We start from the raw sequence: 25845 nt of genomic DNA, 5'->3' as shown, positions 1-25845 counted from the left end.
CGGCCGGGTTACGCCCCACGACGACCGCCGAGGGCACGCCGACGGACGTCGGATAGCGTGGACACCATGTCCCGTCAAGCCGTCGTCGACCCGTTCGCCGCGGGCTGGGCGCGGCGTCCGCCGTCGCGGACGAACCACGTGCGCGATGCGATCGGCGCGGGCGTCCTGCTCGTGGCGACCCTCGCCTCCGTCGCCCTGTACACCTCGGCCGGCTTCCCGGACGCCGCGCACCCCCTGGTCAGTGGCCTGTGGAGCGTCGCGATGACGCTGCCGCTGGCGCTGCGGAGGCGGTTCCCGGCGACCGTCGCGCTCCTGCTCGCCGTCGTCTACACCCTGGGGCTCGTGCTGCAGGTGCCGGAGTCGCTGTTCAACCAGATCTGCCTGTTCCTCGCGATCTACACCGTGGGCGCCTGGGGGCGCGACCGTCGCGTCGCCCTGCTGGTGCGGGTGCTCATCGCGGTGGCGATGCTCGGCTGGCTGGTCACCTCGCTCGTGACCGGCGACTGGATGGGGCGCGCCCTCCCCTCGACCGACTCCGCCGGCCTGCTCTCGCCGTACATGGCGGAGTCGGCGCTGGCGCTGCTGGTGAACCTGCTCTACTTCGGCAGCGCCTACGTCTTCGGCGAGGCGTCCTGGCAGTCGGCGCGGCGGCTCGAAGCCCTCGAGTCGCGCACGGCCGAGCTCGACGACGAGCGGGAGCGCTCCTCGCGGCAGGCCGTGACCTCGGAGCGGCTGCGCATCGCGCGCGAGCTGCACGACGTCGTCGCCCACCACGTCAGCGTGATGGGCGTGCAGGCCGGCGCCGCCCGCCGCGTACTGGCGCGCGACCCCGAGAAGGCCGCGCGCTCGCTCAGCGCGATCGAGAACGACGCGCGCTCGGCGATCGACGAGCTGCACCGCATCCTCGTGGCCCTGCGCGCCGAGGAGGTCACCGCGCACCCGCTGACCGACTCCGCCTCGACCCGGGGCGTCGCGCAGCTCGAGGACCTCGTCGCCGCCTCCACCGGCTCCGGGCTGCCCACGGTGTTCCAGGAGTCGGGCGAGGCGCGCGAGATCCCGGCGACGGCGGGTCTGAGCCTGTACCGGATCGCGCAGGAGTCGCTGACGAACGTCCGCAAGCACGCCGGCCCCGGCGCGCACGCCGAGGTGCGCCTGCGCTACCTCCCCGACGCGGTCGTGCTCGAGGTGGCCGACGACGGCGGCACGGGACCTCATCCGACCGCCCCCGCCTCGTGCGGACTCGGGCAGACCGGCATGCGCGAGCGCGCCGCGGCCGTCGGCGGCTGGGTCGAGACCGGCCCCCGCGACGGCGGCTACCTCGTGCGCGCGCACGTGCCGCTGGCCCCGGTCCGCGACGGCGGTCCTGAGGACGCGGCCGAGCCGGTAGCGTCGTCCGGGGCGTCCTGGGGGCGCCCTGATCGAGCGAGCGGGGGCCGCGCATGACCGACGACATCCGTGTCCTGCTGGTGGACGACCAGGAGCTCGTCCGCGCAGGCTTCCGCATCATCCTCGAGTCGGAGCCGGGCATCGTCATCGTCGGAGAGGCGCGCACCGGCCACGAGGCGATCGAGCGGGCCGCCGAGCTCTGCCCCGACGTCATCTGCATGGACGTCCAGATGCCGGGCATGGACGGGCTCGCCGCGACCCGCGTGATCGTCGAGGATCCGCGCCTGTGCTCGAGCGTGCTGATCCTCACGACCTTCGACCGCGACGACTACCTCTTCGACGCGCTCTCGGCGGGAGCGAGCGGGTTCCTCCTCAAGAACGCGTCACCGGAGGATCTGGTCGAGGCCGTCCAGGTCGTGGCACGGGGCGACGCGATGCTGGCGCCTGACGTGACGCGCCGGGTGCTCGAGCGCTTCGCCGCGGATCCCGCGCGGCAGACCCCCGATCATCCGGGCATCGCCGAGCTGACCGACCGCGAGCGCGAGGTCCTGGTGCACCTGGCGCGCGGCTCGTCGAACGCCGAGATCGCCGCCGAGCTGTTCGTCGGCGAGGCGACGGTGAAGACGCACGTCTCGAAGATCCTGATGAAGCTGCGGGTCCGCGACCGCATCCAGGCCGTCGTCTTCGCCTACGAGCACGGGATCGCGGTGCCGGGGCGGCCGTAGCGGCGGGGACGTCCTAGCGGCGGGGCGCCGGCGCGCGCTGCGGGACGCGGCGGACGAACTCCATGCGGATCTCGGGGACGATCTTCCGGTCGAGGACGACCGTCATGTAGCGGCCGTCGACCCGGGCGCCGATGGCGACCACGTCGGGGTCGGTGTCGACCCGGTAGCCGCGCAGCGCCTCCCCGTCGACGACGACCGGGACGCCGCGCACGACGTCCTCGTCGCGCAGGGCGGCGGCCACCACGGGCATGCCACCGCGACGGGTGCGCACCCGGCCCGGGAAGGTGTTGCGGAGCACGTCGCCCATGTGCGCGGCGAGCCGCGACTCGAGGGGGCGGCTGCGCTCGGCGGGGATGGGCACGGAGGTGCGCACCGCCTCCCAGAGCACCGGGTACCGCATGCGGGTGACCTGGTCCACCATCCACGGCGGGAGGTGGTCGTTCTCGGCGCGCTCGATCGCGCGCTTCTGCTCGGGGGTCAGCGGTACCTGGTTGACGGGATCGGCGCGATTGCGCGGATTCCGGAAGAACGAGTACGAGAGGGAGATCTCGACGAACCGCCCGAGCGCCATGGTCTGAGCCGCCGCGAACTCCTCGAGACGCGGCTGGGGAGCGAACGCGACGACCGGGTCGCCGAAGCGAGCCGCGATCTCGTCCACCCCGGGAGGGGCGGGCATGTCGCGAACGGCCCCCGAAGTGTCCATGCGCATAGGACAAGAGTGGCCTGCCGCCCAGCCGATACCAACTTCTTGACGGCAATCGGCTCTCGGGTCGTGTGCCGTTCACACAGTGGAAACACGACGACGACCCTGCGGGACGTGCCAGCGGAGTGCTCGGCGGGGGGCTGCGAAGATGGGGGGATGAGCATTCTGCACGATCCGGACCTCCGCGGCTTCGCCTCCGACAACTACTCCGGGGTGCACGACGAGGTCCTCGCGGCGATCGCGGCCGCGAACGGAGCGCACCAGATCGCGTACGGCGAGGACGTGTACACGGAGCGGCTCCAGGACGCGTTCCGCCGCGAGTTCGGCGAGCAGGCGCAGGCGTTCCCCGTCTTCAACGGCACGGGAGCCAACGTCACCGGTCTGCAGTCGATGCTGCCCCGCTGGGGCGCCGTGGTGTCGGCGGGGACGGCGCACATCAACTCCGACGAGGGCGGCGCGCCCGAGAAGGTCGGCGGCATCAAGATCCTCACCGTCGACACCCCCGACGGCAAGCTCACCCCGGCCCTCGTCGACGAGCAGGCCTGGGGCTTCGGCGACGAGCACCGCGCGCAGCCGCTGGTCGTCTCGATCACGCAGTCGACCGAGCTCGGCACCGTCTACACGCCCGAGGAGGTGCGGGCGCTCGCCGACCACGCCCACTCCCGCGGGATGCGGCTGCACATGGACGGCGCGCGGATCGCGAACGGGGCCGCGGCCCTCGGCGGCTCCCTCCGCTCGTTCACGACCGACGCCGGAGTCGATGTGCTCTCGTTCGGCGGCACGAAGAACGGCATGCTGCTCGGCGAGGCGATCGTGGTGCTCGACCCCGAGGCGTCGAGCGGGCTGACGTTCCTCCGCAAGACCAACATGCAGCTGTCGTCGAAGATGCGCTTCATCTCGGCGCAGTTCCTCGCGATGCTGGGCGACGGCTCCGGCGAGCCGCTCTGGCTGCGCTCGGCGCGGCACGCGAACGCGATGGCCGCGCGCCTGCGCTCGCAGCTCGACGACGCGGTGTCGGCGGGGCGCATCCGCGGCCTGGCCTTCACGCAGCCGACCCAGGCCAACGCGGTGTTCGCGACCCTGCCCGCGGGCGTGGCCGACCGGCTCCGCGAGGGGTACCGCTTCTACGATTGGAATCCCGCGACGGGCGAGGTGCGCTGGGTCTGCTCCTTCGACACCACCGCTGACGACATCGACGCGTTCACGGCGGCGATCGAGCGCGAGCTGGCCGCATGAGGACGCGGGTGGCCGCCGCGGCGCTCGGCGTGCTGATCGCGCTCGCGGGCTGCACGGCGGCCCAGCCCGCCGAGACGTCGGCGACCGCGACGGCGACCCCCACCCCGTCTCCGACCGCGTCGCCCGCGGAGCTCGACTGCGACGCCCTGCTGCCCGTCGGCCGCGCCTCGGCCGCCCTCGGAGTGCCCACGCGCGACCTGGAGGGGACCCGCGACGTCGCCGTGCGGGGCTCGTCCGAGCTGATCCGCGAGTCGGCGCAGGAGAACGGCGGCCTGCTGTCGTGCTCGTGGTACCAGGAGGACGGGACGGCGTCGATCACCGCGTCGGCCGCCGAGGACGCGGCCGACGCGTTCGCTGCCGCGGGCCGCTCGGGCACCCGGCTCGCGACGGAGGCGGAGGCGTACAGCTCGTGCGCCGACGCCCTGTGCGACATCGACCTGCTCTCCGGGGCGACCTGGGTCACGATCGAGCTGGCGGACGCGCCGGCCGGCGCCGATCTCGCGACGCTCGTCTCCGAGACGGCCGACGCCGCCACCGGGACCCTGGACGAGCCCGTCACCGCCGAGGCGCCGATCTGCGCCGACCTGCTGAGCGCCGAGGAGCTGACGTCCGTCGCGGGGCTCGCCCAGGCGGTGCCCGGCGCGGGCACCGAGAGCGCGGCGCCCGCCACGGCGCAGGCGGCGGCGGCCGCCCGGGCGGGCTACGCCTCGTGCACGTGGACGGACCCGAGCACCAGCACCTACTCGGGGCTCAGCGTCGACGTGCTGCCGAACGGCGAGGAGGGCTGGCGGAACCTGTCGCTGACCTCGGGCCTCGCGATCCCGCTGGTGCCGCTCGACGGGCTCGGCGACCGAGCGCTCTCGGGCTGCGGCGGCGGCTCGTGCGAGGTCGACGTGCTCGCCGGCTCCGTCTGGTGGCGCGTGCAGGTCACGGGCGACGCCGCGCGCGCCGATGCGGTCGCGCGGGCGCTGATCGCCGGCTGAGCCGCCGGTCAGGCCACGGGGCGCCAGTACTCGTACCAGGACGCCTCGCGGCAGCCGAGCGACGCGTAGAGGCGGCGGGCGCCGGCGTTGCCCTCGAGCACCTGCAGCCAGAAGCGCTCGCCCCGCGCCTGCTCGAGCAGGGTGCGCACGACGGCGGAGGCGTGCCCGCGGCGCCGCGCATCCGGTCGCGTCGCGAGGGCGAAGAGCCCGCTCCACCGCTCGCCGTCGGGGGCCACGACATGGGCGAGCCTGCCGCAGGCGGCGGCGCCGCGCTCGTCGCGCAGCAGGGCGTAGGAAGAGTCGCAGCCCTCGAGGATCCGGCGGGCGACGTCGCGCTCGGGGTCGCCTCCGCGGCCGTCGACCGACCACCAGAGCGACAGCCACTCCTCGTCGGGGGCCGCGGTCGTGCGGGCCGACGACCCGGGGAGCGCGGCGAGCGCCCGGTCCACCGCGCCGGTGAGGATCAGCGTGCGGTCGTGCGGCTCGTAGCCGCGGGCGGCGAGCAGACCTGGCAGGCCGGCCGGCTCGCTGGCGGGACCGAGCTGGAAGAGCGGAGGGATGCCGCGCTCGGCGGCGAACACCTCCGCGGTGCCGATCGCCCGCGCGGCATCGGCCACGGGGCCCGAGGTGAGCACCGAGTTGGCGCGCTTGGTGACTCCGGAGGCGGCGCGCAGCTGCCAGCCGCCGAGGTCGCGGCGCTCGAGCGGCGGCCAGGCGGCGGCGGCGAGGTGGTCGAGCAGGCGCGGATCCATCCGACCACGCTAGACGGGCACGTCTGGCTCGCAGAAACACGTCCGGCTCGCAGGGATCGGACGAGCCGGACCGGATCCCGCGAGCCGAACATGCCACCCGACGACGTTCGGCTCGCAGAAACACGTCCGGCTCGCAGGAACCAGCAGATTCGACGAGCCAGACCGGATCCCGCGAGCCGAAGGGGGCACCCGACGACGTCCGGCTCGTAGAAACACGTCCGGCTCGCAGGAACCAGCAGATTCGACGAGCCGGACCGGATCCCGCGAGCCGAACATGCCACCCGACGACGTTCGGCTCGCGGAAACACGTTCGGCTCGCGGGATCCGGCGGATCGGACGAGCCGAACCGGATCCCGCGAGCCGAACGCGGCCGCAGGCGGGGCCTACAGGTTGATCATGTGCCCCTTGAGGCCGTGGAAGCCCTCCTGGAGCGCCTCCGACAGCGTCGGGTGGGTGTGCACGTTGCGCGCCAGCTCGGTGGCCGTGAGGTCCCACTTCTGCGCGAGCGTGAGCTCGGGCAGCAGCTCGGAGACGTCCGGTCCGATCATGTGGCCGCCGAGGAGCTCGCCGTACTGCTTGCTCGCGATGAGCTTCACGAAGCCGGTGGGCTCGCCGAGGCCGTGCGCCTTGCCGTTCGCCATGAACGGGAACGTGGAGACGGTGATCTCGTGGCCCTCGTCGGTCGCCTGCTTCTCGGTGAGGCCGAAGGAGGCGATCTGCGGCTGGCAGAAGGTCGCGCGCGGCATCATCCGGTAGTCGCCCAGCGTCTGGGTCTCGGCACCGGCGAGGGTCTCGGCGGCGACGACGCCCTGCGCCTCCGCGACGTGCGCGAGCTGGAGCTTCGCGGTGACGTCGCCGATGGCGTAGATGCCGGGGACGTTGGTGCGCATGTGGTCGTCGATCGCGATCGCGCCGCGCTCGGTGAGCTCGACGCCCGTCTTCTCGAGACCGAAGCCCTCGACGCGCGGGACCCAGCCGATCGACATGAGGACCTTGTCGACCTCGAGGGTCGACTGCGTGCCGTCCTTGGCGGTGTAGGTGACGGTGACGTAGCCGTCCTTGTCGACGACCGACTCGACCTTCGTCGAGGTGAGGATCTCGACTCCGAGCTTCTTGTACTGCTTCTGGATCTCCTTGGACACGTCCGGGTCCTCGTTGGGGAGGGCGCGGTCCATGAACTCGATGATCGTGACGTCGACTCCGTAGTTCTTGAGGACGTAGGCGAACTCCATGCCGATCGCGCCGGCTCCGACGATCGCCATCGTGTCGGGCAGCTCGCGCGTCATGATCTGCGTCTCGTAGGTGACGACGTTCTCGCTCAGCTCGACACCCGGCAGGAGGCGGACGCTCGCACCGGTCGCGATGATCGCGTCGTCGAAGGTGATCGACTCCGTGCCGCCCTTGCTGAGCTCCACGTCGATGCCCTTCGGGCCGGTGAAGGAGCCGGTGCCGTCGAACTCGGTGATCTTGTTCTTCTTCATCAGGAAGTGGACGCCCTTGACGCGGCCCTCGGCGACGCTGCGGCTGCGGTCGAACGCCGCTCCGAAGTCGAACGAGACGTCACCCGAGATGCCGAACTGCTTGGCCTGCGAGTGGAAGATGTGGGCGAGCTCGGCGTTGCGCAGCAGCGCCTTCGACGGGATGCAGCCGACGTTGAGGCAGACTCCGCCCCAGTACTGCTTCTCGATGACGGCGACCGTCTTGCCGAGCTGCGCGGCGCGGATCGCGGCCACGTAGCCGCCGGGGCCCGCCCCCAGGACGACGACGTCGAAGTGCTGGGCCATGGATGATCCTCCATCAGATTCGTGATCGTGGGAGCGCGGGGAACCACGCCGTCTACCACCGTACCGTTTCGGGGCTCCGTGACCCCCGGGTCCTCCGACGGCGAACGCGGCGCCCGGGAATGCCGCGGCGGTCACCGTGGTTGGAGGGGAACGGGCAACGGAGCCCTCGCACTCCTCGATCCGACTCTCTGGGAAGAAGCTCCTGATGACCCTCACCGCCCCGCGCACCGCGCAGACCAGCGCCCCCATCCTCGACGTCCTCGCCGAGCGCTGGAGCCCCCGCTCGTACGACTCCTCCGCCGAGATCCCGACCGAGACGCTGACCTCGCTGCTCGAGGCCGCCCGCTGGTCGCCCTCGGCCAGCAACACCCAGCCGTGGCGCTTCATCGTCGCCCGCCGGGGCACTCCCGAGTTCGACCGGATCGTCGAGACCCTGGTGGGCTTCAACGCCGCCTGGGCCGGCTCCGCGGCGGCTCTGATCGTGGCACTCGCCGAGACCGTCGACGCCGAGGGCACGGCGCGCCCGTGGGCCGTCTACGACCTCGGTCAGGCGGTCGCGCACCTCAGCGTCCAGGCGCACCACGAGGGCCTGCACGTGCACCAGATGGCCGGCTTCGACAAGGACGGCCTCCGCGCCGCGTTCGGCGTCGACGAGCGCTTCGACCCGGTGACCGTCGCGGCCGTCGGCGTGCTCGCCGGCCCGGAGGCGCTCTCGAACGACGTCCTGCGCGAGCGCGAGATCGCTCCCCGCACGCGCCTCGCCCTCGACGAGATCGTGCTCGTCCAGGCCTGATCGCCCGCCTCCCCCGACCGGCGCGGTCCGCGCATCGTCGCGGGCCGGGCCGTTCTGTTACTCCGCGTGTCACCCGGAATCGGAGGAGTCGGGGCGCGTCCGTACGATCGGGACGGTCCGCCCGCCCGCACGCCGCCCCGGAGCCCCATGCCCGACACGCCCGCCCGCACGAGCCTGGCCTTCGACGCCGAGCTCGGTCAGTCGGCGTTCCCGGTGCGCTTCGCCGGCGTCGGCCGCACCTTCACCCCCGGCGCTCCCGTGCTGGCCGACGTCGATCTCGACGTGGCCGCGGGCGAGGTCATCGCGATCCTCGGGCCGAGCGGATGCGGCAAGTCGACGCTGCTCCGGATCGCCGCGGGCCTGGACACGGCGTCCGCCGGCACCGTGCTCATCGACGACCGGCCGGTGTCGGGCATCGACCCGCGCTGCGCCGTGGCGTTCCAGGAGCCGCGACTGCTGCCCTGGCGCACGATCGAGGCGAACGTGGCGCTCGGGCTCCCCCGCGGCACGCCCCGCGAGGCCGCGCGCGCCGCGGTCGACGAGCTCCTCGCGCTGGTCGGCCTGACGGCGCACGCCCGCTCGCGGCCCCGCGAGGTCTCGGGAGGCATGGCCCAGCGCGCCTCGCTCGCCCGCGCCCTGGCTCGCAATCCCGGTGTGCTGCTGCTCGACGAGCCGTTCGGCGCGCTCGATGCGCTGACGCGCCTCCGCATGCAGGACCTGCTGCTCGACGTGCACGCGGCCGCTCCCGCCACGATCCTGCTGGTGACGCACGACGTCGACGAGGCCCTGCAGCTGGCCGATCGCATCGTGCTGCTCGGCCGCGACGAGTCCGGAGGCGTGTCCCGGGTCGCGCGGATCATGACGGTCCCCGGCGCGCGGCCCCGCGACCGCGGATCGGCCGAGCTCGCCGAGCGGCGCGCCGACCTGCTGGCCGGCCTCGGCATCGAGCGGCACTGACTCCTCCCCAGGCGGCGATCCCCCCGCTCGTCCACCGATCCGGCCCGGTCCCCGCCCGCGCCCCCTCCTGCTCCCCCACACTCGTCCCCATCAGCACCCGTACCGAAGTCGAGGCCCTCATGTCGTTCACCGCCACTCCGCTCACGCGCCGCACCGCGCTCGCCGGCCTGCTCACCGCGGCGGCCGTGCCGCTCCTCGCCGGCTGCGTGCAGGGCGAGGGCTCCGGAGGGGCCGCCGCCGCTCCCGCCTCCTCCGGCGCGCTCACCGAGGGCGGCACGCTGACCCTCGACTTCGCGACCTACAACCCGCTGAGCCTCGTCATCAAGGAGAAGGGCTGGCTCGAGGCGGCGCTGGCCGAACAGGACGTCACGGTCACCTGGGTGCAGTCCGCCGGCTCCAACAAGGCGAACGAGGCCCTCCGCGCCGGGGCGATCGACGTCGGCTCGACCGCAGGTTCCGCGGCGCTCCTGGCCCGCTCGAACGGCTCGCCGATCAAGACGATCGACATCTTCTCGCAGCCGGAGTGGGCGGCCCTCGTCGTCCCCGCCGGCTCCAGCATCACCAGCGTCGAGCAGCTCGCCGGCAAGCAGATCGCCGCGACCAAGGGCACCGACCCGTACTTCTTCCTCGTGCAGGCGCTCGAGGCGGCCGGGCTCGGGATCGGCGACGTCACCGTGCAGAACCTCCAGCACGCCGACGGCTGGGCGGCACTGCAGAACGGCTCGGTCGACGCCTGGGCCGGGCTCGACCCGATCATGGCCGGCGCCGAGGCGGCCGGCGCGACCCTGCTCTACCGCAACGTCGACTTCAACTCCTACGGGCTGCTGAACGCGACCGAGAGCTTCCTGGCCGAGAAGCCGGACCTCGCGCAGACCGTCGTGAACGCCTACGAGCACGCCCGCGCCTGGGCGCTCGAGAACCAGGAGGAGACCGCGTCGATCCTCGCGGCCGTCGCGGGCATCGATCCGGCCGTCGCGTCGACCGTGATCACCCAGCGCAGCAACCTCGATGTCGACAACGTGCCCGGCTCGGCGCAGACCGATGTACTCGCGGTGATCGGGCCGATCTTCGTCGAGAACGGCGACGTCGCGGCGCAGAGCCAGGTCGACGACGCGCTCGACACGCTGCTCGACGACACGTACGCGAAGGCGGCCGACCCCGACGCCATCGGCGCCTGAGCCCCGCGGCCCGGCTCCCGGGTCCGACGCCCCCACCCCGACTCCGACCCCCGATCACGATCCCGAGGACACGACCATGGCGCTCCGAGACGACGAGACCGTGACCGACGCCGACCTCGTGCGCGGAGGCGGCGGACTGATGCAGGCACCGGGCGCGACCGGCGCGGCGATCGTGGGCCCCAGCGTCCGCGCGTCGCAGAAGCGGCTCCGCGACGACGAGGGCACCCGGGCCCGGCCCCTCTCGTCGCGACGCTGGTTCGTGCTCGTCGGCGGAGCGATCCTCCCGATCGTGCTGCTCGCGGCCTGGCAGTACGCGACGACCGCGGGGCTCGTGTCCGTGTCCGTCTTCCCCTCCCCCGCCATGGTCTGGGCCGCCGGGATCGACCTCGCGCAGCGCGGCGACCTCGGCCAGGACGTCGCGATCTCGACCCAGCGCGTGCTGATCGGCTTCGGCATCGGCTCGGCCCTGGGCCTCGTCGTCGGCGCCCTCTTCGGGCTCTCGCGGGTGTGGGAGGTCGTCCTCGGACCGACCCTCGGCGCGATCCGCGCGGTGCCGTCGCTGGCGTGGGTGCCGCTGCTGCTGCTCTGGCTGGGCATCGGCGAGGAGTCGAAGATCACGCTGATCACGATCGGCGCCTTCTTCCCCGTCTTCACCACCGTCGCGACCGCGCTCGGTCACGTCGACCGCCAGCTCGTCGAGGCCGGCCGCGCATTCGGGCTCTCGGGGGTGCGGCTGTTCACCACGGTGCAGCTCCCGGCCGTGGTGCCGTCGGTGATCGCCGGACTGCGGCTGGCGCTCGCGCAGTCGTGGCTGTTCCTCGTCGCCTCCGAGCTGATCGCCTCGTCGATGGGCCTCGGCTTCCGACTCATCGACAGCCAGAACAACGGGCGCATCGACCGGGTGTTCCTCGCGATCATCCTGCTCGCCGTGCTCGGCAAGCTCACCGACGCGGTGGTCGGCGTCTTCCAGCGCTACGCCGTGAAGAAGTGGGCGTGAGCATGACCTCCACTCGACTCCTCGAAGGACCCGCACGATGACCGAGACGATCGCGAACCTGCTCGACGAGACGCGCCGCTTCCCCGCGCCGCCCGCGTTCGCCGCGGGAGCCAACGTCGGAGCAGAGGCGTACGCCCGGGCGGCCGCCGACCCCGTCGCGTTCTGGGAGGAGGCGGCCCGGCGGCTCGACTGGGCGGAGCCCTGGCACACCGCGCACCGCTGGGAGCCCGCGGTGCCCCAGGAGGACGGCACCCTCTCGGTCCCCCGCGCGACCTGGTTCGAGGGCGGCCGCCTCAACGTCGCCGTCAACTGCGTCGACCGTCACGTCGACGCGGGCCGGGGCGGCAAGGTCGCCCTGCACTTCGAGGGCGAGCGCGGCGACCGGCGCTCGATCACGTACGCCGAGCTGCAGCGCGACGTCGCCCGGGCGGCCCACGCGCTGACGGCGCTCGGCATCGGGAAGGGCGACCGCGTCGTGGTCTACCTGCCGGTGATCCCCGAGACCGTCGTCATCACGCTGGCGATCGCGCGCATCGGAGCGATCCACTCCCTGGTCTTCGGCGGCTTCTCCGCGGAGGCGGTGCGCTTCCGCGTCGAGGACACCGGAGCGAAGCTGCTGGTCACCACCGACGGGCAGTTCCGCCGCGGCAGGGCCGTGCCGGTGAAGGAGAACGCCGACCACGCCGTCTCGGGCGAGAACTCGATCGAGCACGTCCTCGTCGTCCGCCGGACCGGCGACGAGACCCCCGACATCCCCTGGACCCCGGGCCGCGACGTGTGGTGGCACGACGTCGTCGACGCCCAGAGCGACGTGCACGAGGCCGAGGCGTTCGATGCCGAGACGCCGCTGTTCATCATCTACACCTCGGGGACCACCGGGAAGCCCAAGGGCCTCGTCCACACCAGCGGCGGGTACCTGACGCAGGCCTCCTGGACCCACTGGGCCGTCTTCGACGCGAAGCCCGACGACGTCCACTGGTGCACCGCCGACCTCGCCTGGGTCACCGCGCACACCTACGAGATCTACGGGCCGCTCTCGAACGGGCTCACGCAGGTGATCTACGAGGGCACGCCGAACACCCCGCACACCGCGCGGCACTTCGAGATCATCGAGCGCTACGGGGTCACGGTCTACTACACGGCGCCGACCCTGATCCGCACGCTGATGACGTGGTTCCCCGACGGGGTCCCCGCCGAGCACGACCTCTCGAGCCTGCGCCTGCTCGGCACGGTCGGCGAGTCGATCAACCCCGAGGCGTGGGTGTGGTTCCACGAGAGCATCGGCGCCGGGCGCTGCCCGATCGTCGACACCTGGTGGCAGTCCGAGACGGGCGCGGCGGTCATGTGCCCGCTGCCGGGCGTCTCGACGCTCAAGCCCGGCTCGTCCCTCGGGGCCCTGCCGGGGCTCAGCACTCTCGTCGTCGACGACGAGGGCCGGCGGGTGCCGAACGGCTCGGGAGGCTACCTGGTCGTCGACGGGACGGGCCCGGCCCTCGCGCGCACCGTCTGGGGCGACGCCGAGCGGTACCGCGACTCCTACTGGGCGCGCTTCGCCGAGCAGGGGTATTTCTTCTCGGGCGACGGCGCCAAGTACGACGCCGACGGCGACATCTGGGTGCTCGGGCGCGTGGACGACGTGATCAACGTCTCCGGGCACCGCCTGTCGACGATCGAGATCGAGTCGGCGCTCGTCGCGCACCCGTCGGTCGGCGAGGCGGGAGTGGTCGGAGTGACCGACCCCGTGACGGGACAGGCCGTCGCGGCCTTCGTGATCCCCTCCGACGAGGCGGTCGACCGCGCCCGGGACGACCCCGCCTACTGGAACGAGCTCTCCGACTCGCTGTCGGCGTCGCTCCGCGAGCACGTCGCGACGGCGATCGGCCCGATCGCCAAGCCCCGCGACGTGGTGCTCGTGCCCGACCTCCCCAAGACCCGCTCGGGCAAGATCATGCGGCGCCTGCTCGGCGACATCCGCGACGGACGGGCGCTCGGAGACGTGACGAGCCTCCAGGACGACACCGTGCCCGAGCGGATCGCGCGGATCGTCGCGGGACGCCGCTGACGGGCTCGACGGTGCCTGCGGGTACGCCCGACAGCGCTCCGGTGCAGGGGCATCCGGAGTACCGTGGAAGGATGCGCGACGTCCAGCAGCGAATCATCTCCGAGCTCCACGTCTCCCCCACCGTCGATCCGGCCGCCGAGGTCGAGCGACGCAGCGGCTTCCTCGCCGACTACCTCCGTCACACCGGGGCCAAGGGCCTCGTCCTCGGCATCAGCGGCGGGCAGGACTCGAGCCTCGCGGGCCGGCTCTGCCAGCTCGCGGTCGAGCAGGTGCGCGCGAGCGGAGGCGACGCCTCCTTCATCGCGGTCCGCCTGCCCTACCGCGTCCAGGCCGACGAGGCCGACGCGCAGCTCGCGCTGACGTTCATCCGCCCCGACCGCCAGGTCGCCTTCGACATCCAGCAGGGCGTCGACGGCATCGCCGCGGCGTTCCAGGACGCGGTCGGCGAGCCGATCTCGGACTTCGTCAAGGGCAACACCAAGGCCCGGGCCCGCATGGTCGCGCAGTACGCGATCGCCGGGCAGGAGGGGATGCTCGTCGTCGGCACCGACCACGCGGCCGAGGCGGTCACCGGCTTCTTCACGAAGTTCGGCGACGGCGGCGCCGACGTGCTCCCGCTGACCGGGCTCACCAAGCGCCAGGGCCGCTCGCTGCTCGAGCACCTCGACGCACCGGCCCGCCTCTACGAGAAGGCGCCGACCGCCGACCTGCTCGACGACAACCCCGGCCAGACCGACGAGTCGAACCTCGGCCTGGTCTACGCCGACCTCGACACCTACCTCGAGGGCGGCGACGTCGACCCCGAGGTCGCCGAGGCGATCGAGGCGCGCTACGCCGCGACCGAGCACAAGCGGCAGGTGCCGCTGTCGATGTTCGACGGCTGGTGGCGCTGACCGCTCGCGCGTACAACGGGCAGGCCTCGCGGCTGATGGTGCCCGGCGAGCCGTCTCAGCTGACGTCGTGCGCGCACTCCGCTCGACGGGCGTGCGTCAGGCGGTCGCGACCCGGTCGAGCCACGCGCCGCTGACGCGGGCGCTGTCGGCGGGCGGCATGCTCGCGCGGTCGACCTCGACGATGATCCAGCCGCCGAAGTCGTCGGGCAGCGCCGCGAGCACGCCGTCGAGGTCGATGCCGCCGAGGCCCGGCTCGAGGAACAGTCCGCTGTCGGTCGCCCGGTCGTACGGCGTCGGCACCGCACGGCTCGCCTCCGCGATGCCCAGGTGCAGATCCTTCACGTGCAGATCGAGCAGGCGGTCGGAGTAGCGCTCGACCATCGCGACCGGGTCGATTCCCGCCCAGACCAGGTGTCCGATGTCGAAGGAGGCGCCGAGCAGCGCCGGGTCGATCGCGCCGAGCACGCGGTCGATCTCGTGCTCGGTCTCGACCCAGGTGCCGACGTGGTTGTGCAGGCCGGCCTGGACCCCCTCGGCCCGGAGCACCTCGGCGGCCTCGGCGAGGATCTCGATCACGCGGTCGAGCCGGCCCTCGTCGAACGCCGCGCCCACCGCGACCGCCTCGCGGGTGCGGACCACGCCCGGCTCGAAGCTCACCTCGGGGGCGAGGAAGACGGTGTCGAGTCCGACGTAGTTGGTCTCCTCGGCCTTGCGGCGGACGCCGTCGAACCAGTGCACCCACTCGGCGCTGCCGCGCTCGACGGCGCGGCCCTTGTCCTCGGGCAGCGCGACGGAGGCGTAGCCCGGCGCGAGCGCGAGACCCGACTCCTCGATCATGCGGGCGTAGTCCTGGAGGGTCTGCGTCGCGAGGACCTCGAGCATCGTGGCGCCGAAGCCGGCGTCGCGGATCTCGCGCAGCACCTCCGGGTACTCCGCGCGGAAGGCGGGGTCGGCGAAGCGCCAGAGCGACTCGCTGGTCGGGTCGGCCGGATCGGCCTTCACGTTGATCCACTGGATGGCGTTGAGGGCGAACTGCGAGCGACGGAGCATGCGGGGCTGCTTTCTCGAGGGAGGGGCGGAGGTCAGGCGGAGGCGGCGCGGGCGTTGTAGACGAGGACCGAGCCGGCGTCGACGTGCGCGCGGTAGGCGTGGAACACGGCGAGCGCCTCGTCGCGCAGCACGCCGTCGACGACCTCGATGCCGCGGGCCTCGAAGGCGGCGGCCCAGTCGTCGCGCATGGGGCCCTCGTCGAAGGTCGTGATCTCCTCGAGCTCGGGGCCGGAGCCGGCGACGACGAGGCGGCGGACCCCCGACCACAGCGTGGCTCCGTAGCACTGGACGCACGGACGCCAGTTGACGACGAGCTCGTGCGCGGGGATGCCCTCGCCGCCGAGGTCCCAGCCGCCGAGCGCGGTCTGCGCGAGACCGAGCGCGGTCACCTCCGCGTGCCCCGACGAGACTCCGCTCGCGAGGACCACGTTCACGCCCACCGACACCAGGCGGCCGGAGTCGCGCTCGACGACGATCGCGGCGAACGGGCCGCCGTTGCCCTCCCGGAAGTTGCGGTCGGCGAGCGCGTGCACGAGGGCCATCCGGTCCTCGCGCTCGGGGAGGAACTCGGGGACGTCGCGGACGGCGTCCTCGATCCAGGCGGGCAGGGCGATCTCGTAGCGGGTGGCGAGCTGGTCGATGTTCACGGGTGGCCTCCTGGGCGGGTGGGGTTCGGGTGCGATCTGCAGGAGATCGCGGGCGGAAGGGCGGTTCTACCGCGTCGGATGCGCGGGAAGGGGCGGATCACCTGCAGAGCGCACCGGCTCCTGCAGATCGTACGAGAGCCGGCAGAGCGCACCGTCGCCTGCAGAGCGCACGTGCGCCGGTCATACGCGCGCGCCCTCGAGCGCGGCCAGCACCGCGCGGGTCGCCCGCACGGCGGTGATCGTGCCGGTCAGGGTGGCGTTGCAGACCACAGGAGTCGGGATGACGCCGGTGCCCGCGAGGTAGAGCCCCTCGACCCCCCACACCCGGCCCGACGGGTCGCAGACGCTGGTGCCGTCGTCGACCGCGCCCGAGCGGACGGTGCCCGTCAGGTGCAGGGACGAGCCCGGCGCGAGCACGACGCACTCGGTCGCCGGGTCGAACGCGCCGAAGCGCTCGGCGACGGTGCGGATCCGCTCGCGGGCCTCCTCGATCAGGGCGAGGTCGCGCTCGGTGTAGTCGAACTCCACGCGGAGGCGCGGCAGGCCCGTGACGTCGGTCTCGTGCTCCGAGAACACCAGCCGGTTCTCGGGCCGCGACTCCACCGGTGTGTAGAACGAGAGGCCGACGGAGTAGGCGAACGGCGCGCGGTCCTCGTCGAGGAACACCGTGTTCATGATCTGACCGTGGAACGGCTGCGCCTCGCCGTTCTGCGGCAGCCAGAGGGAGTCGGTCGCGAACTCGCCCTCGCGCAGCATCGGCAGCCCGGCCGCGTCGAGACCGAAGCGCTCGAGGTCCATGATCACGCGCGCCGTCACGAACGCGTGCTCGTTGAGGAAGCGGCCGAGCGCCTCCGGCCGGATGCCCGATGCGAAGAGCAGCTGCGGGGTGCGGACGACGTCGGCGCAGACGATCGTCGCGCGCGCCTCGATGTCGTACTCGCGACCGGTCGCGATCTCGCGCACCCGCGCGCCGACGGCCCGCCCGTCGTCGTGGCGGACGGCCACCGCGAGCGTGCCGGCGCGCAGCTCGAACGCGTCGTCGCCTCCGCTCGAGATCGGCGGGAACACGCGGTTCGGGCCGGTGCGGAGGAGCGGGCCGGTCGGGTTGCCGGCGACGGCCATCGGCATCGGCTGGGGATGACGGCCGTCGGCGCTCACCGGCCCGAAGACGTCCTCGAGCACCTCGAGGACCACCCGCCCGGGGCCCGTCGGCCCGAGCGGCGAGTCGTGCACGTCGAGCAGCTGCTCGGCGCGCGCGAGATCGGCGGCCCACTGCGCCGGGTCCCCGCCGTCGAAGACCTCGTCGCCGACGGGCCGGGGAGTGGCCGCCGTCCAGTGCACGCCCATGCCGCCGACGTTCCACGCGACCGCGCTCGCGGGCATCGCTCGGGCGTCGCCTCCCATGGCCGACAGGTTGTACATGCCGGGCACGACGCTGCGGAGCTCGTCGGTGATGTCGGGGGTGACGTCGGCGCCGGTGTACAGGCCCTGCACCCCGGTCGCCACCCGCTGGTTGTAGCGGCTCCAGATCTCCGGCTCCTCGCTGTCGTGCAGGTGCAGCCCGGGGACGGAGCCGGCCGCCGGCCCGCCGTCGATCATCAGGATCGAGACGGTCGGGTCGGCGTCGCGGAGGCCCCGGGCGACGGCGGCGCCCATGATGCCGCTGCCGATGATGAGGACGTCGGTGGATTCGGGCATGGTTCTCCTCGAGAGGGGCGGGGGTCAGAGGGCGACGCGCGGCCGGGTGGGCGTCACGGCGAGAGTGGGGCCGAAGAAGGCGACGTCCATGCGGTCGAGCACGAACTTCACCGCTCCGATCAGCGGGGCGTCGGTGCCCAGCACGGTCGAGCGCACGGCGACGTCGAGGGTGCCGAGGCCGCGCATCGAGGCGGTCACCCGCGGGAGGAGGAGGTCGTCCGCCTCCTCGAGACCGCCGCCGAGGACGAAGAGGTCGGGCGCGACCGTCCAGGCCAGGGTCGACAGGAGCTCGGCGAGGTGGGCGACGAAGGCGTCGAGCTCGCGCAGCGCGTCGGCGTCGCCGGCGCGAGCGGCCTCGACCGAGCGCATCGCGCTCTCGCGCTCGGAGCGCAGCGGCGAGGTCAGCAGGCCGAAGGGCGTGTTCTCCATCCGCCCGGTCGCCAGAGCGCCCGCCTCGACGAGCTCGCCCGCGGCGCCGCGGAAGCCGCGGTGCACGGCGCCGCCGATCACCAGGCCGACACCGGTGCGGTTCCCGAGGATGCACCACGCGAAGGTGGCGGAGTCGGCCGCGACCCCGCGCCAGCGCTCGGCGAGGGCCGCGAGGTTCGCGTCGTTGTCGGCGAAGACGGGGACGCCCAGGCGCTCCGACAGGGAGTCGGCGAGCGCGAAGCCGTTCCAGCGCGGCGAGTTGACGAGGCGCTGGACGACGCCGTCCTCGTCGATCGCGCCACCGGCGGCGACCGCGCCGGCGTGGATCCGCTCGCGGGGAAGCCCCGACTGCGCGACCGCCTCCTCCACCGCGAGGACCGCGTCGTCGACGGCGGTCTCGGGCGAGAGGTAGTCGCGGAGCGGGCGCAGCGCGCGCCCGAGGATCCGGCCGCGGATGTCGCACACCACCGCGGCGGCGAAGTCGGTGTCGATCCGCACCGCGGCGACGAGCGCGCGGTCGGCCCGGAAGCGGAAGGTGCGCGGCGGGCGCCCGACATCGGCCTTCGCCGGGTCGGGGGCGGTCTCGTCGACCCAGCCCTCGTCGCAGAGGCGCGCCAGGATCAGCTCGACCGTGCGCCGCGAGAGGGCGACCTCGCGCACCAGCACCGCCATCGTCACCGGCTCGTCGTGCTCGGCCAGCGCCCGCAGCACCACGCTCGAGTTGAGCCGGCGCAGCGTGCTGGGCGCGACTCCGGCCCTCATCGGCGCGCCTCGGCGAGCAGGGGCAGCACGTCGTCGTAGCGGCCGGTGAGCACCGACGGCTCGTCGTCGTAGACGCGGGCGGAGTCGCCGGCCTCGCCCCGCGCGGCCGGCCAGGCCGGATCCTCGCCGCGCACGAAGGCGACCAGCTCGGCGTGCATGGTGGCGGCGAGCGCCGCGGGAGGCTCCTCGCCGAGGACGCGGGCGGTGGCCTCGGCATCGAGGTGGTCGAAGAAGAAGGGGAGGTCGAGGCAGTGCCCGGCGCCGCCGATCGCGGGCGAGGCCCAGTCGAACGCGTAGAGCCAGGTCGGCGCGGGGCCGTCGGCGCGGTTGCGGGCGACCTGGAGGACCGTGCGGCGGAACAGCAGGTCGGTCGCGCGGGGCGGCGCGTCGGCGGCGCGCTCGAAGCGCGGGGTGTCGAACTCGTCGGCGGTGGCGCCGATCAGGAGGGGCTTGTCGCGCCCGACCCGAGCGGTGGCCGTGGCGACGGGCTCGGGCAGTAGGTCGTCGCCCGACACCGGCGCGAACACGATCGACGCGCCGGGCATCATCGTGCGCGCGGCCGTCTCGGAGAGCTCGTCGGGGTCGAGGGAGGCGAAGCCCGCGCGGTCGGGACGGACGCCGAGGCCGTCGGCGAAGGCCGCGACCTGCGCCCTCGCCTCCACGAGGGGGACGCTCCGGTCGGTGGGCGAGATCGCCACCGCGCGGGCGAACAGCGGCTGCGCCTCGACGCAGCCGAGCAGCGTGAGCACGGCGCCGCCGCCCGCGGACTGGCCGGCGACGCACACCTGCGTGGGATCGCCTCCGAACGCCGCGATGTTCGCCTGCACCCAGCGCAGAGCGGCGAGCCAGTCGCGGACGCCCCGGTTCGCGTCGCCCTCGAGCACCGCGAAGCCGTCGACGCCGAGCCGGTAGGCGACCGTGACGACGACCACGCCGTCGCGCGCGAAGGCCGAGCCCTCGTGCCAGTCGCTCGACGCGGCTCCGGTGACGTAGCCGCCGCCGTGCACGTAGACGAGGACGGGCAGCGCATCGGCGTCGGCGGGCGCGAAGACGTTGAGGTTCAGCGTGTGGTCGCCCGGGATCGAGTGCTCGGGGATCGTCGTGAACTCGAACGGGCGCCCGCGCTGCGGTGTGGCGCCGTTCGCGGAGGCGTCGAACGGCTCGGCGAAGCGGGCGCGCGGCTCGGGGGCGCGGAACCGCCGCTCACCGGTCGGCGCCTCGGCGAACGGCACCCCGAGGAACCGGGCGACCCCTCCGTCGACGCGACCGACCACCGCGCCGCAGGGCGCCTCCACCGAGATGTCCATGGTCTCTGCCCCGCTCGCTCCCGAGCCCCTCGGTCCAGTGCCGATCACTTGAGGCCCGTCGCGACGATACCCTGCACGAAGTAGCGCTGCAGGAGCAGGAAGAGCACCAGCACCGGCAGCATCACCACCACCGCACCGGCGAGCACGAGCCCGTAGTCGGTGACGTTCTGCGAGGCCTGGCTCGTCGCCGCGAGCCCCACCGGGAGCGTGTAGGTCGACGCGTTCTGCGCCACGAGGAGCGGCCAGATGAAGTTGTTCCAGGCCGCGAGGAACGACATGATCGTGACCGTCGCGAGCGCGGGGCCGGCCAGCGGCAGGAACACCTGCGCGAAGATCCGCAGCTCGCTCGCCCCGTCGATCCGGGCGGCCTCGAGCAGCTCCTCCGGGATGCTCTCGGCGAACTGCCGCACGATGAAGATCGAGATCGGCAGCACGAGCGAGGGCAGGGCGATGCCCGCCAGCGTGTTGACCAGCCCCAGCCGCACCGTGACCACGAACTGCGGCACGAAGACGGCCGAGAACGGCATCATCAGCGCGATCAGCACCGCGATCGTCGCGGCGCGCCTGCCCGCGAAGTCGAGCTTGGCGAGCGCGTAGCCCGCGGCCGCCGCGGCGAGCACGTTGCCCGCCACCACGACCCCCGCGACGACGAGGCTGTTGCCGAGATACCCGCTGAAGCCGGCCTGCGAGAAGAGGCGCCCGAAGTTCTCGAGCGTCGCCTCGGCCGGGAGCCAGGCTCCCGGGTTCGCGCTGATGTCGGCCGTGGTGCGCAGCGACCCCGAGAAGACCCAGACGAAGGGCAGGAGGGTGATCACGGCGAGCACCGTCAGCGCCGGGTAGAGCACGGCCCGGCGCAGGCGCTCCGACGAGGCGCGGGTGCGCGGCGGGCGCTCCGGCTCCTGCCGGGTCGGGGCCGGCGGGACGGGGACGATCGGAGGGGCGGTGACGGTCATGAGCGGGACCTCAGCAGACGGAACTGCAGCACGCTGACGAGCGCGACGATGAGCAGGAGGAGGAACGACGCGGCCGACGAGACGCCGATGTTGCCGAAGCCGAACTGGTGGTAGGTGTACAGCGCCATCGACTCCGTGGAGCCGAGCGGCCCGCCGCCGGTGAGCAGGTAGGGCTCGTCGAACACCTGGAGGAAGAACACCGACAGCAGCACCGAGACGAGCAGCGTCGTGGGCATCAGCAGCGGCACGGTGATCGAGACCAGCCGGCGCCACGGCCCCGCTCCGTCGAGCGAGGCCGCCTCGTGCACGTCCTCGGGCACCGACTGCAGGCCGGCGAGGAAGAGCAGCATCGCCGTGCCGAAGTTGCGCCAGATCCCGAGCAGGATGACGACCGGCATCGCGAGGTTCTCGTCGCCGAGCCAGTTGGGGCCGGCGAACCCGATGGCCCCGAGGAACTCGTTGATCGTTCCGTTCTGGTTGAACGCGTACTGCCAGATCAGCGCCACCGAGACGATGTTGGTGACCACGGGAGCGTAGAACAGGGCCCGGAAGACGCCGCGGAGCCTCCGGATACCCGTGTTGAGCGCCAGGGCCAGCACGAAGCCGACGGCCATCGTGAGCGGAACCCCGATGACGACGAAGTAGAGCGTGTTCGCCACCGAGCGGAGGAACGCGGCGTCGCCCAGCAGGACCGCGTAGTTCTCGAGGCCCGTGAAGTCGACCCCGAAGGGCTGCTGCAGATCGGCGCCGCGGATGTCGGTGAGGCTCATCGCCAGGGAGGCGACCACCGGGATCGCCGTGAACACTCCGAAGATCACCGCGAACGGCGCGAGGAAGAGCCAGGCGATGCCGGTGTGCCTCCCGCGCCGCTGCCGCGCGGCGGGCCGGCCGGCGAGGGCGATCACAGCCACGCGGTCACTCCGTGCCGATCGAGGCTGCCTGCTGCTGGGCGGCGGCCATCGCGTCGGCGGCCGTCTCCTTGCCGCGGGCGACCTTCTCCATCTCCTGGCCGAGGATCGTGGAGACCTGGGTCCAGGTGGTCACGGCGGGCAGGGGCTCGACGTCCTGGAGCTGGGTGAAGAAGGCCGAGAGGAGGGGCTGGTCGGCGATCGAGGGGTCGCTCCACGCGTCGACGACGGCGGGCATGCTGCCGGCGGCGGCGTACTGCGCGACCTGGGTGTCCTCCTGCGCCATCTCGCGCACGACCTTCCAGGCCGAACTCGCGTTGTCGGAGGCGGCGGTCACACCCCAGCTGCCGCCCGCGAGCTGGCCCGACCCGTTGTCGGGGCCGGCGGGCAGCACGGCGGTGGCGATGTGGGAGGCGGTCCAGCCCTCCTCGCCGGCGGTCTGGTCGAGCGTCGCGACGACCCACGGACCGCTGATCATCGAGCCGGTCTGCCCCGAGACGAGGTACGGCTGCGCGTCGAGGAACTGCGGGGTGTCGGGCGAGGAGACTCCGGAGGAGAAGAAGGAGGCGTTGAACTCGGCCGCCTGGACCATCTCGGGGCTGTCGAGCTGCCACGCGGAGCCGTCGTCGCTGAGGAGGTCGGCACCGGCCTGGTGCGCGAAGGTCGCGAGCGTCTGGCCGTTGTAGGTGTCCCAGCCGACGTCGGCGCCGTAGCCCGACTCGGCGCCGCCTGCCTCGAGGCCCTCGAAGAACGGGATCGTCTCGTCCCAGGTGGCCGGGGCGGTGACGCCGCCCGCCTCGGCGAAGTCGGAGCGGTAGATCAGCACGCGCGTGTAGGCGTACCAGGGCACGGAGTAGGTGGTGCCGTCGTACTGGCCGGCGTCCCAGGAGCCCTCGAAGAAGCTGTCGGAGTCGACCAGGTCGTCGGGGACGGGCGCGAAGGCGTCGGACGCGAGGAACTGGGTCTGCGCCTCGGTGTAGAGGAAGGCGATGTCGGGAGCGGTGCCGGCCGCGACCGCGGTCTGCAGCTTGGTGTTGTACTCGTCGGAGGGGACGAGCGTGACCTCGAGGTCGAGGTCGGGGTTCTCGGCCTCGTAGTCGGCGAGGACGGTGTCGAGCTGCTGGGCGTCGCCGTCGGGGGCCCAGAGGGTGACGGTGCCGGTGGCTGCGGAGTCGTCGACGGTGAGGTCGGCGGAGGCGGCGGCGCCGGTGTCGGTGCCCCGGCCGCAGCCGGCGAGGGCGAGGGCCGTGACGGCGAGGACTCCGCCGGTGAGGAGGAGGCGGGAGCGGGCGGGCGGTGCGGTGCGCTTCATGGGGGCTCCAGGTGTTGTGCTACTCCGTAGCGGAAGATGGTGGAGGGGTCGCACGCGGTCCACGCGGTCGGCGGAGTTATGCGATGTTGTAGCGGAAGTGCCTCGAGAAGAACCCGGCCGCAGCCGGGTCGTGTCCGACGGTAGTGAGCGCCTGTTTCCGCCGCGTTTCCTCGGGCGCACGTTCTGATGACGCGCCCCTGGCGGATGTCCCGCGAGGGAACCCCGGACCGTCGAGGCCGCCCGCGAGGGCGGGCTCCGTCGACGATCCGGGGTTCCCTCGGCGTCAGGTCAGGGGCGCACCAGGGTCTTGATCGCGCGGCGCTCGTCCATCGCGGCGTACGCCTCCGCGATCTCGTCGAGCGGCAGCTCGAGGTCGAAGACGAGGCCCGGCTCGATCGCGCCGCTCAGCACGTCGGGGAGGAGCTCGGCCATGTAGCCGCGGACGGGCGCGACGCCGCCGTTGACGCCGACGTTCGAGCCGAACATCTGGCGCACGGGCAGCTCGGGCCCGCCGTTGGGGACGCCGACGTAGCCGACCATGCCGCCGGGACGGGCGGAGTCGAGGGCCTGCTGCATCGACTCCTTGGTGCCGACGCACTCGAGCACGCAGTCGGCACCGATGCCGCCGGTGAGCTCGCGGACGGCGGCCACACCCTCGTCGCCGCGGGTGTCGACGATGTGCGTCGCGCCGAAGCGCGTCGCCAGGGCCTGGCGGGAGGCGTGCCGCGACATCGCGATGATCGTGGTCGCTCCGAGGCGCTGGGCCGCGAGCACGGCGCAGAGGCCGACCGCTCCGTCGCCGACGACCGCGACGGTCGAGCCGGCGGTGACTCCGGCCGAGACGGCGGCGTGGTGGCCGGTGCCCATCACGTCGGCGAGCGTGAGCAGGCTCGGGATGAGGGCCGGGTCGGGGTCGGGGTCGACGCGGAAGAGCGTGCCGTCGGCGAGCGGGACGCGCACCTTCTCGCCCTGGGCGCCGTCGGCGAAGCCCTCCTCGCCGACCTCGGCGCCCCACCAGCCGCCGGTCAGGCACGAGGTCGAGACGCCGTTGGCGCAGTTGGCGCAGGTGCCGTCGCAGACGTAGAACGGGGCGATGACGAAGTCGCCCGGGGCGACATCGCGCACGTCGTCGCCGACCGACTCGACGACTCCGACGAACTCGTGGCCGATGCGGTGCGCCTCCTTCGTCGGGGTCACGCCGCGGTAGGGCCACAGATCGGAGCCGCAGACGCACGCCGCGGTGACACGGACGATCGCGTCGCGCCCGGTCGAGAGCACCGGGTCGGGCACCTCCTCGAGTCGGATGTCGCGCTCGCCGTGGATGAGTGTTGCTCGCATGAGGGCTCCTGGTCGGGAGGAACGGGTGGGGTGGCTCCCACGCTACGCCGGGGGCCGAGGGGGTGAGAGGGTCTGACAGGGACTTGCGGAGGGACCTCCCGGCGGGACGGGACCGCCGGGCGGGCTCGACGGGCGGGCGCTCACGGGGGCGCCTCCTCCCAGCCGTCGCTCCCGACCACGACGTGCGCGAGGAACCGCAGGCCGCACGCCTCCGCTCCCTCGATCAGGGCGCGGGTCGCCGCGCGGTCGGACGGGAGCACCCGCGCCTCTCCGGAGTGCGAGTGCGCGAGGGCGACGGTGGCCGCACCACGGGCGAGGACCTCGGCGAGGACGCCGGAGACGGGCAGATCGGCGTGCGCGGGGGGCCCGTCGGCGAGGGTGAGCACGTCGCGCACCGCGCCCGCGTCGGTGAGCGCGACGGCGAGGACCGTCTCGGCGGGACGCGCGGCGAGCAGGGGCGTCACGAGGGCGGCGAGGGCCGCGGCGTCGAGGACGCGGGCGGTGCGCGAGGCGCGGTTCATCCTCCGCCGCAGCTCGAAGGAGGCGACGATGCGGCAGGCGGCGACCTCGCCGATGCCGCGGTGGCGGACGAGGTCGGCGACTCCCGCCCGCGAGAGGGCGTCGATGCCTCCGAAGCGCGCGAGCAGCTGCTGGGCGACGACGGTCGCGTTGGCGCCCCGGACGCCGGCGCCGATGAGGATCGCGAGGGTCTCGGCGTCGGTCAGCGACTCGGCGCCGAGGGCGCGCAGCCGCTCGCGCGGGCGCTGCTCGGGCGCGAGATCGGCCATGCGGAGGCCCGCGGGCGGCTCGGGGAGGGGAAGCATGGGCGCGACGCTATCGGCCCGCGCCCGGCCCCGGCCCTCCGATCTCCGCACCTGTGGACGGATCGGCCCCTCCCCCATCCTGTGGAGGAGCCCCGCCTCCTCGAGACCGCAGGAGTTGTCGTACTCGGCACTCGAGTACGACAACTCCTCGCGTCTCGCCATGCGCTC

Annotated in this window: 23 protein-coding genes; 10 read left to right on the top strand and 13 right to left on the bottom strand. The window is 73.2% G+C overall.

The genetic code is table 11. The features are described from left to right. Positions 1 to 66: 66 nt before the first annotated feature. Together GSU68_RS00690 and GSU68_RS00685 are read left to right on the top strand one after the other, a co-directional pair. Complete coding sequence (locus GSU68_RS00690) at positions 67 to 1443, top strand: sensor histidine kinase (RefSeq protein WP_159905217.1); 1377 nt, start codon at positions 67 to 69, stop codon at positions 1441 to 1443. After that, the gene (locus GSU68_RS00685; RefSeq protein WP_159905216.1) at positions 1440 to 2111 is read left to right on the top strand and encodes a response regulator transcription factor; all 672 of its coding nucleotides are present in this window, start codon (positions 1440 to 1442) and stop codon (positions 2109 to 2111) included. The genes GSU68_RS00690 and GSU68_RS00685 overlap by 4 nt, the downstream gene beginning before the upstream one ends. Before the next feature lie 13 nt (positions 2112 to 2124). Here GSU68_RS00685 and GSU68_RS00680 read toward each other — a convergent pair whose 3' ends face one another. Continuing rightward, positions 2125 to 2787: a hypothetical protein gene (locus GSU68_RS00680; RefSeq protein ID WP_159905215.1), complete on the bottom strand. Its 663-nt coding sequence runs from the start codon at positions 2785 to 2787 to the stop codon at positions 2125 to 2127. A gap of 183 nt (positions 2788 to 2970) precedes the next feature. On the opposite strand from GSU68_RS00680, the gene GSU68_RS00675 reads away from it, so the two are divergent. Then, a complete protein-coding gene (locus GSU68_RS00675) occupies positions 2971 to 4050 on the top strand; it encodes a low specificity L-threonine aldolase (RefSeq protein WP_159905214.1) in 1080 nt (359 codons plus the stop codon). Next, positions 4047 to 5033, top strand: coding sequence for a hypothetical protein (locus tag GSU68_RS00670; protein ID WP_159905213.1), 987 nt, complete (start codon positions 4047 to 4049; stop codon positions 5031 to 5033). The genes GSU68_RS00675 and GSU68_RS00670 overlap by 4 nt, the downstream gene beginning before the upstream one ends. A gap of 8 nt (positions 5034 to 5041) precedes the next feature. Here GSU68_RS00670 and GSU68_RS00665 read toward each other — a convergent pair whose 3' ends face one another. Both GSU68_RS00665 and lpdA read right to left on the bottom strand, forming a co-directional pair. Beyond that, positions 5042 to 5785 (bottom strand): GNAT family N-acetyltransferase, encoded by a 744-nt coding sequence (locus tag GSU68_RS00665; protein ID WP_159905212.1) that lies wholly within the window; start codon positions 5783 to 5785, stop codon positions 5042 to 5044. A 383-nt stretch (positions 5786 to 6168) separates the two neighbouring features. Then, positions 6169 to 7569, bottom strand: coding sequence for a dihydrolipoyl dehydrogenase (gene lpdA, locus GSU68_RS00660; RefSeq protein WP_159905211.1), 1401 nt, complete (start codon positions 7567 to 7569; stop codon positions 6169 to 6171). 205 nt (positions 7570 to 7774) lie between these two features. On the opposite strand from lpdA, the gene GSU68_RS00655 reads away from it, so the two are divergent. The 6 genes from GSU68_RS00655 to nadE all read left to right on the top strand — a co-directional run bounded on the left by GSU68_RS00655 (position 7775) and on the right by nadE (position 14449). Continuing rightward, positions 7775 to 8362: a nitroreductase family protein gene (locus GSU68_RS00655; RefSeq protein WP_159905210.1), complete on the top strand. Its 588-nt coding sequence runs from the start codon at positions 7775 to 7777 to the stop codon at positions 8360 to 8362. 147 nt (positions 8363 to 8509) lie between these two features. After that, positions 8510 to 9319, top strand: coding sequence for an ABC transporter ATP-binding protein (locus GSU68_RS00650; RefSeq protein WP_159905209.1), 810 nt, complete (start codon positions 8510 to 8512; stop codon positions 9317 to 9319). Positions 9320 to 9438: 119 nt separating this feature from the next. Continuing rightward, positions 9439 to 10497, top strand: coding sequence for an aliphatic sulfonate ABC transporter substrate-binding protein (locus GSU68_RS00645; RefSeq protein WP_159905208.1), 1059 nt, complete (start codon positions 9439 to 9441; stop codon positions 10495 to 10497). A 76-nt stretch (positions 10498 to 10573) separates the two neighbouring features. Beyond that, on the top strand, positions 10574 to 11494 hold the full coding sequence (locus GSU68_RS00640) for an ABC transporter permease (protein ID WP_244259350.1): 921 nt from the start codon (positions 10574 to 10576) through the stop codon (positions 11492 to 11494). 37 nt (positions 11495 to 11531) lie between these two features. Further along, on the top strand, positions 11532 to 13556 hold the full coding sequence (acs, locus tag GSU68_RS00635) for an acetate--CoA ligase (protein WP_159905207.1): 2025 nt from the start codon (positions 11532 to 11534) through the stop codon (positions 13554 to 13556). A 71-nt stretch (positions 13557 to 13627) separates the two neighbouring features. Further along, positions 13628 to 14449: an ammonia-dependent NAD(+) synthetase gene (nadE, locus tag GSU68_RS00630; RefSeq protein WP_159905206.1), complete on the top strand. Its 822-nt coding sequence runs from the start codon at positions 13628 to 13630 to the stop codon at positions 14447 to 14449. Positions 14450 to 14545: 96 nt separating this feature from the next. On the opposite strand, the gene GSU68_RS00625 is transcribed toward nadE, so the two are convergent. The 10 genes from GSU68_RS00625 to GSU68_RS00580 form a co-directional block, all read right to left on the bottom strand. Next, complete coding sequence (locus GSU68_RS00625; protein WP_159905205.1) at positions 14546 to 15499, bottom strand: sugar phosphate isomerase/epimerase; 954 nt, start codon at positions 15497 to 15499, stop codon at positions 14546 to 14548. A 32-nt stretch (positions 15500 to 15531) separates the two neighbouring features. Continuing rightward, on the bottom strand, positions 15532 to 16146 hold the full coding sequence (locus GSU68_RS00620) for a nucleoside deaminase (RefSeq protein WP_208544623.1): 615 nt from the start codon (positions 16144 to 16146) through the stop codon (positions 15532 to 15534). 180 nt (positions 16147 to 16326) lie between these two features. Beyond that, positions 16327 to 17844 carry a GMC oxidoreductase gene (locus tag GSU68_RS20005; RefSeq protein ID WP_159905204.1) on the bottom strand — a complete coding sequence of 506 codons (1518 nt, stop codon included), beginning with the start codon at positions 17842 to 17844 and terminating at the stop codon, positions 16327 to 16329. A 24-nt stretch (positions 17845 to 17868) separates the two neighbouring features. Then, positions 17869 to 19035, bottom strand: coding sequence for an ROK family protein (locus GSU68_RS00610; protein WP_159905203.1), 1167 nt, complete (start codon positions 19033 to 19035; stop codon positions 17869 to 17871). After that, positions 19032 to 20342, bottom strand: a complete 1311-nt coding sequence (locus GSU68_RS00605) for a carboxylesterase family protein (RefSeq protein ID WP_159905202.1) — start codon at positions 20340 to 20342, stop codon at positions 19032 to 19034. The genes GSU68_RS00610 and GSU68_RS00605 overlap by 4 nt, the downstream gene beginning before the upstream one ends. Before the next feature lie 44 nt (positions 20343 to 20386). After that, on the bottom strand, positions 20387 to 21295 hold the full coding sequence (locus GSU68_RS00600) for a carbohydrate ABC transporter permease (protein WP_159905201.1): 909 nt from the start codon (positions 21293 to 21295) through the stop codon (positions 20387 to 20389). Next, complete coding sequence (locus GSU68_RS00595; RefSeq protein ID WP_244259349.1) at positions 21292 to 22206, bottom strand: sugar ABC transporter permease; 915 nt, start codon at positions 22204 to 22206, stop codon at positions 21292 to 21294. Before GSU68_RS00595 ends, GSU68_RS00600 begins: the two co-directional genes overlap by 4 nt. A gap of 4 nt (positions 22207 to 22210) precedes the next feature. Beyond that, the gene (locus tag GSU68_RS00590) at positions 22211 to 23515 is read right to left on the bottom strand and encodes an extracellular solute-binding protein (RefSeq protein WP_159905200.1); all 1305 of its coding nucleotides are present in this window, start codon (positions 23513 to 23515) and stop codon (positions 22211 to 22213) included. A 288-nt stretch (positions 23516 to 23803) separates the two neighbouring features. Continuing rightward, entirely contained in the window at positions 23804 to 24853 is a 1050-nt protein-coding gene (locus GSU68_RS00585) for a zinc-dependent alcohol dehydrogenase family protein (RefSeq protein ID WP_159905199.1), read from the bottom strand. A gap of 140 nt (positions 24854 to 24993) precedes the next feature. Continuing rightward, the gene (locus tag GSU68_RS00580; protein WP_159905198.1) at positions 24994 to 25677 is read right to left on the bottom strand and encodes a UPF0758 domain-containing protein; all 684 of its coding nucleotides are present in this window, start codon (positions 25675 to 25677) and stop codon (positions 24994 to 24996) included. Between the last annotated feature and the right edge of the window lie 168 nt (positions 25678 to 25845).

The sequence above is a fragment of the Rathayibacter sp. VKM Ac-2759 genome (assembly GCF_009834225.1).
In the GTDB taxonomy this organism is placed as follows: Bacteria; Actinomycetota; Actinomycetes; order Actinomycetales; family Microbacteriaceae; genus Rathayibacter.
This window is presented reverse-complemented; position numbering and strand designations above follow the sequence as displayed.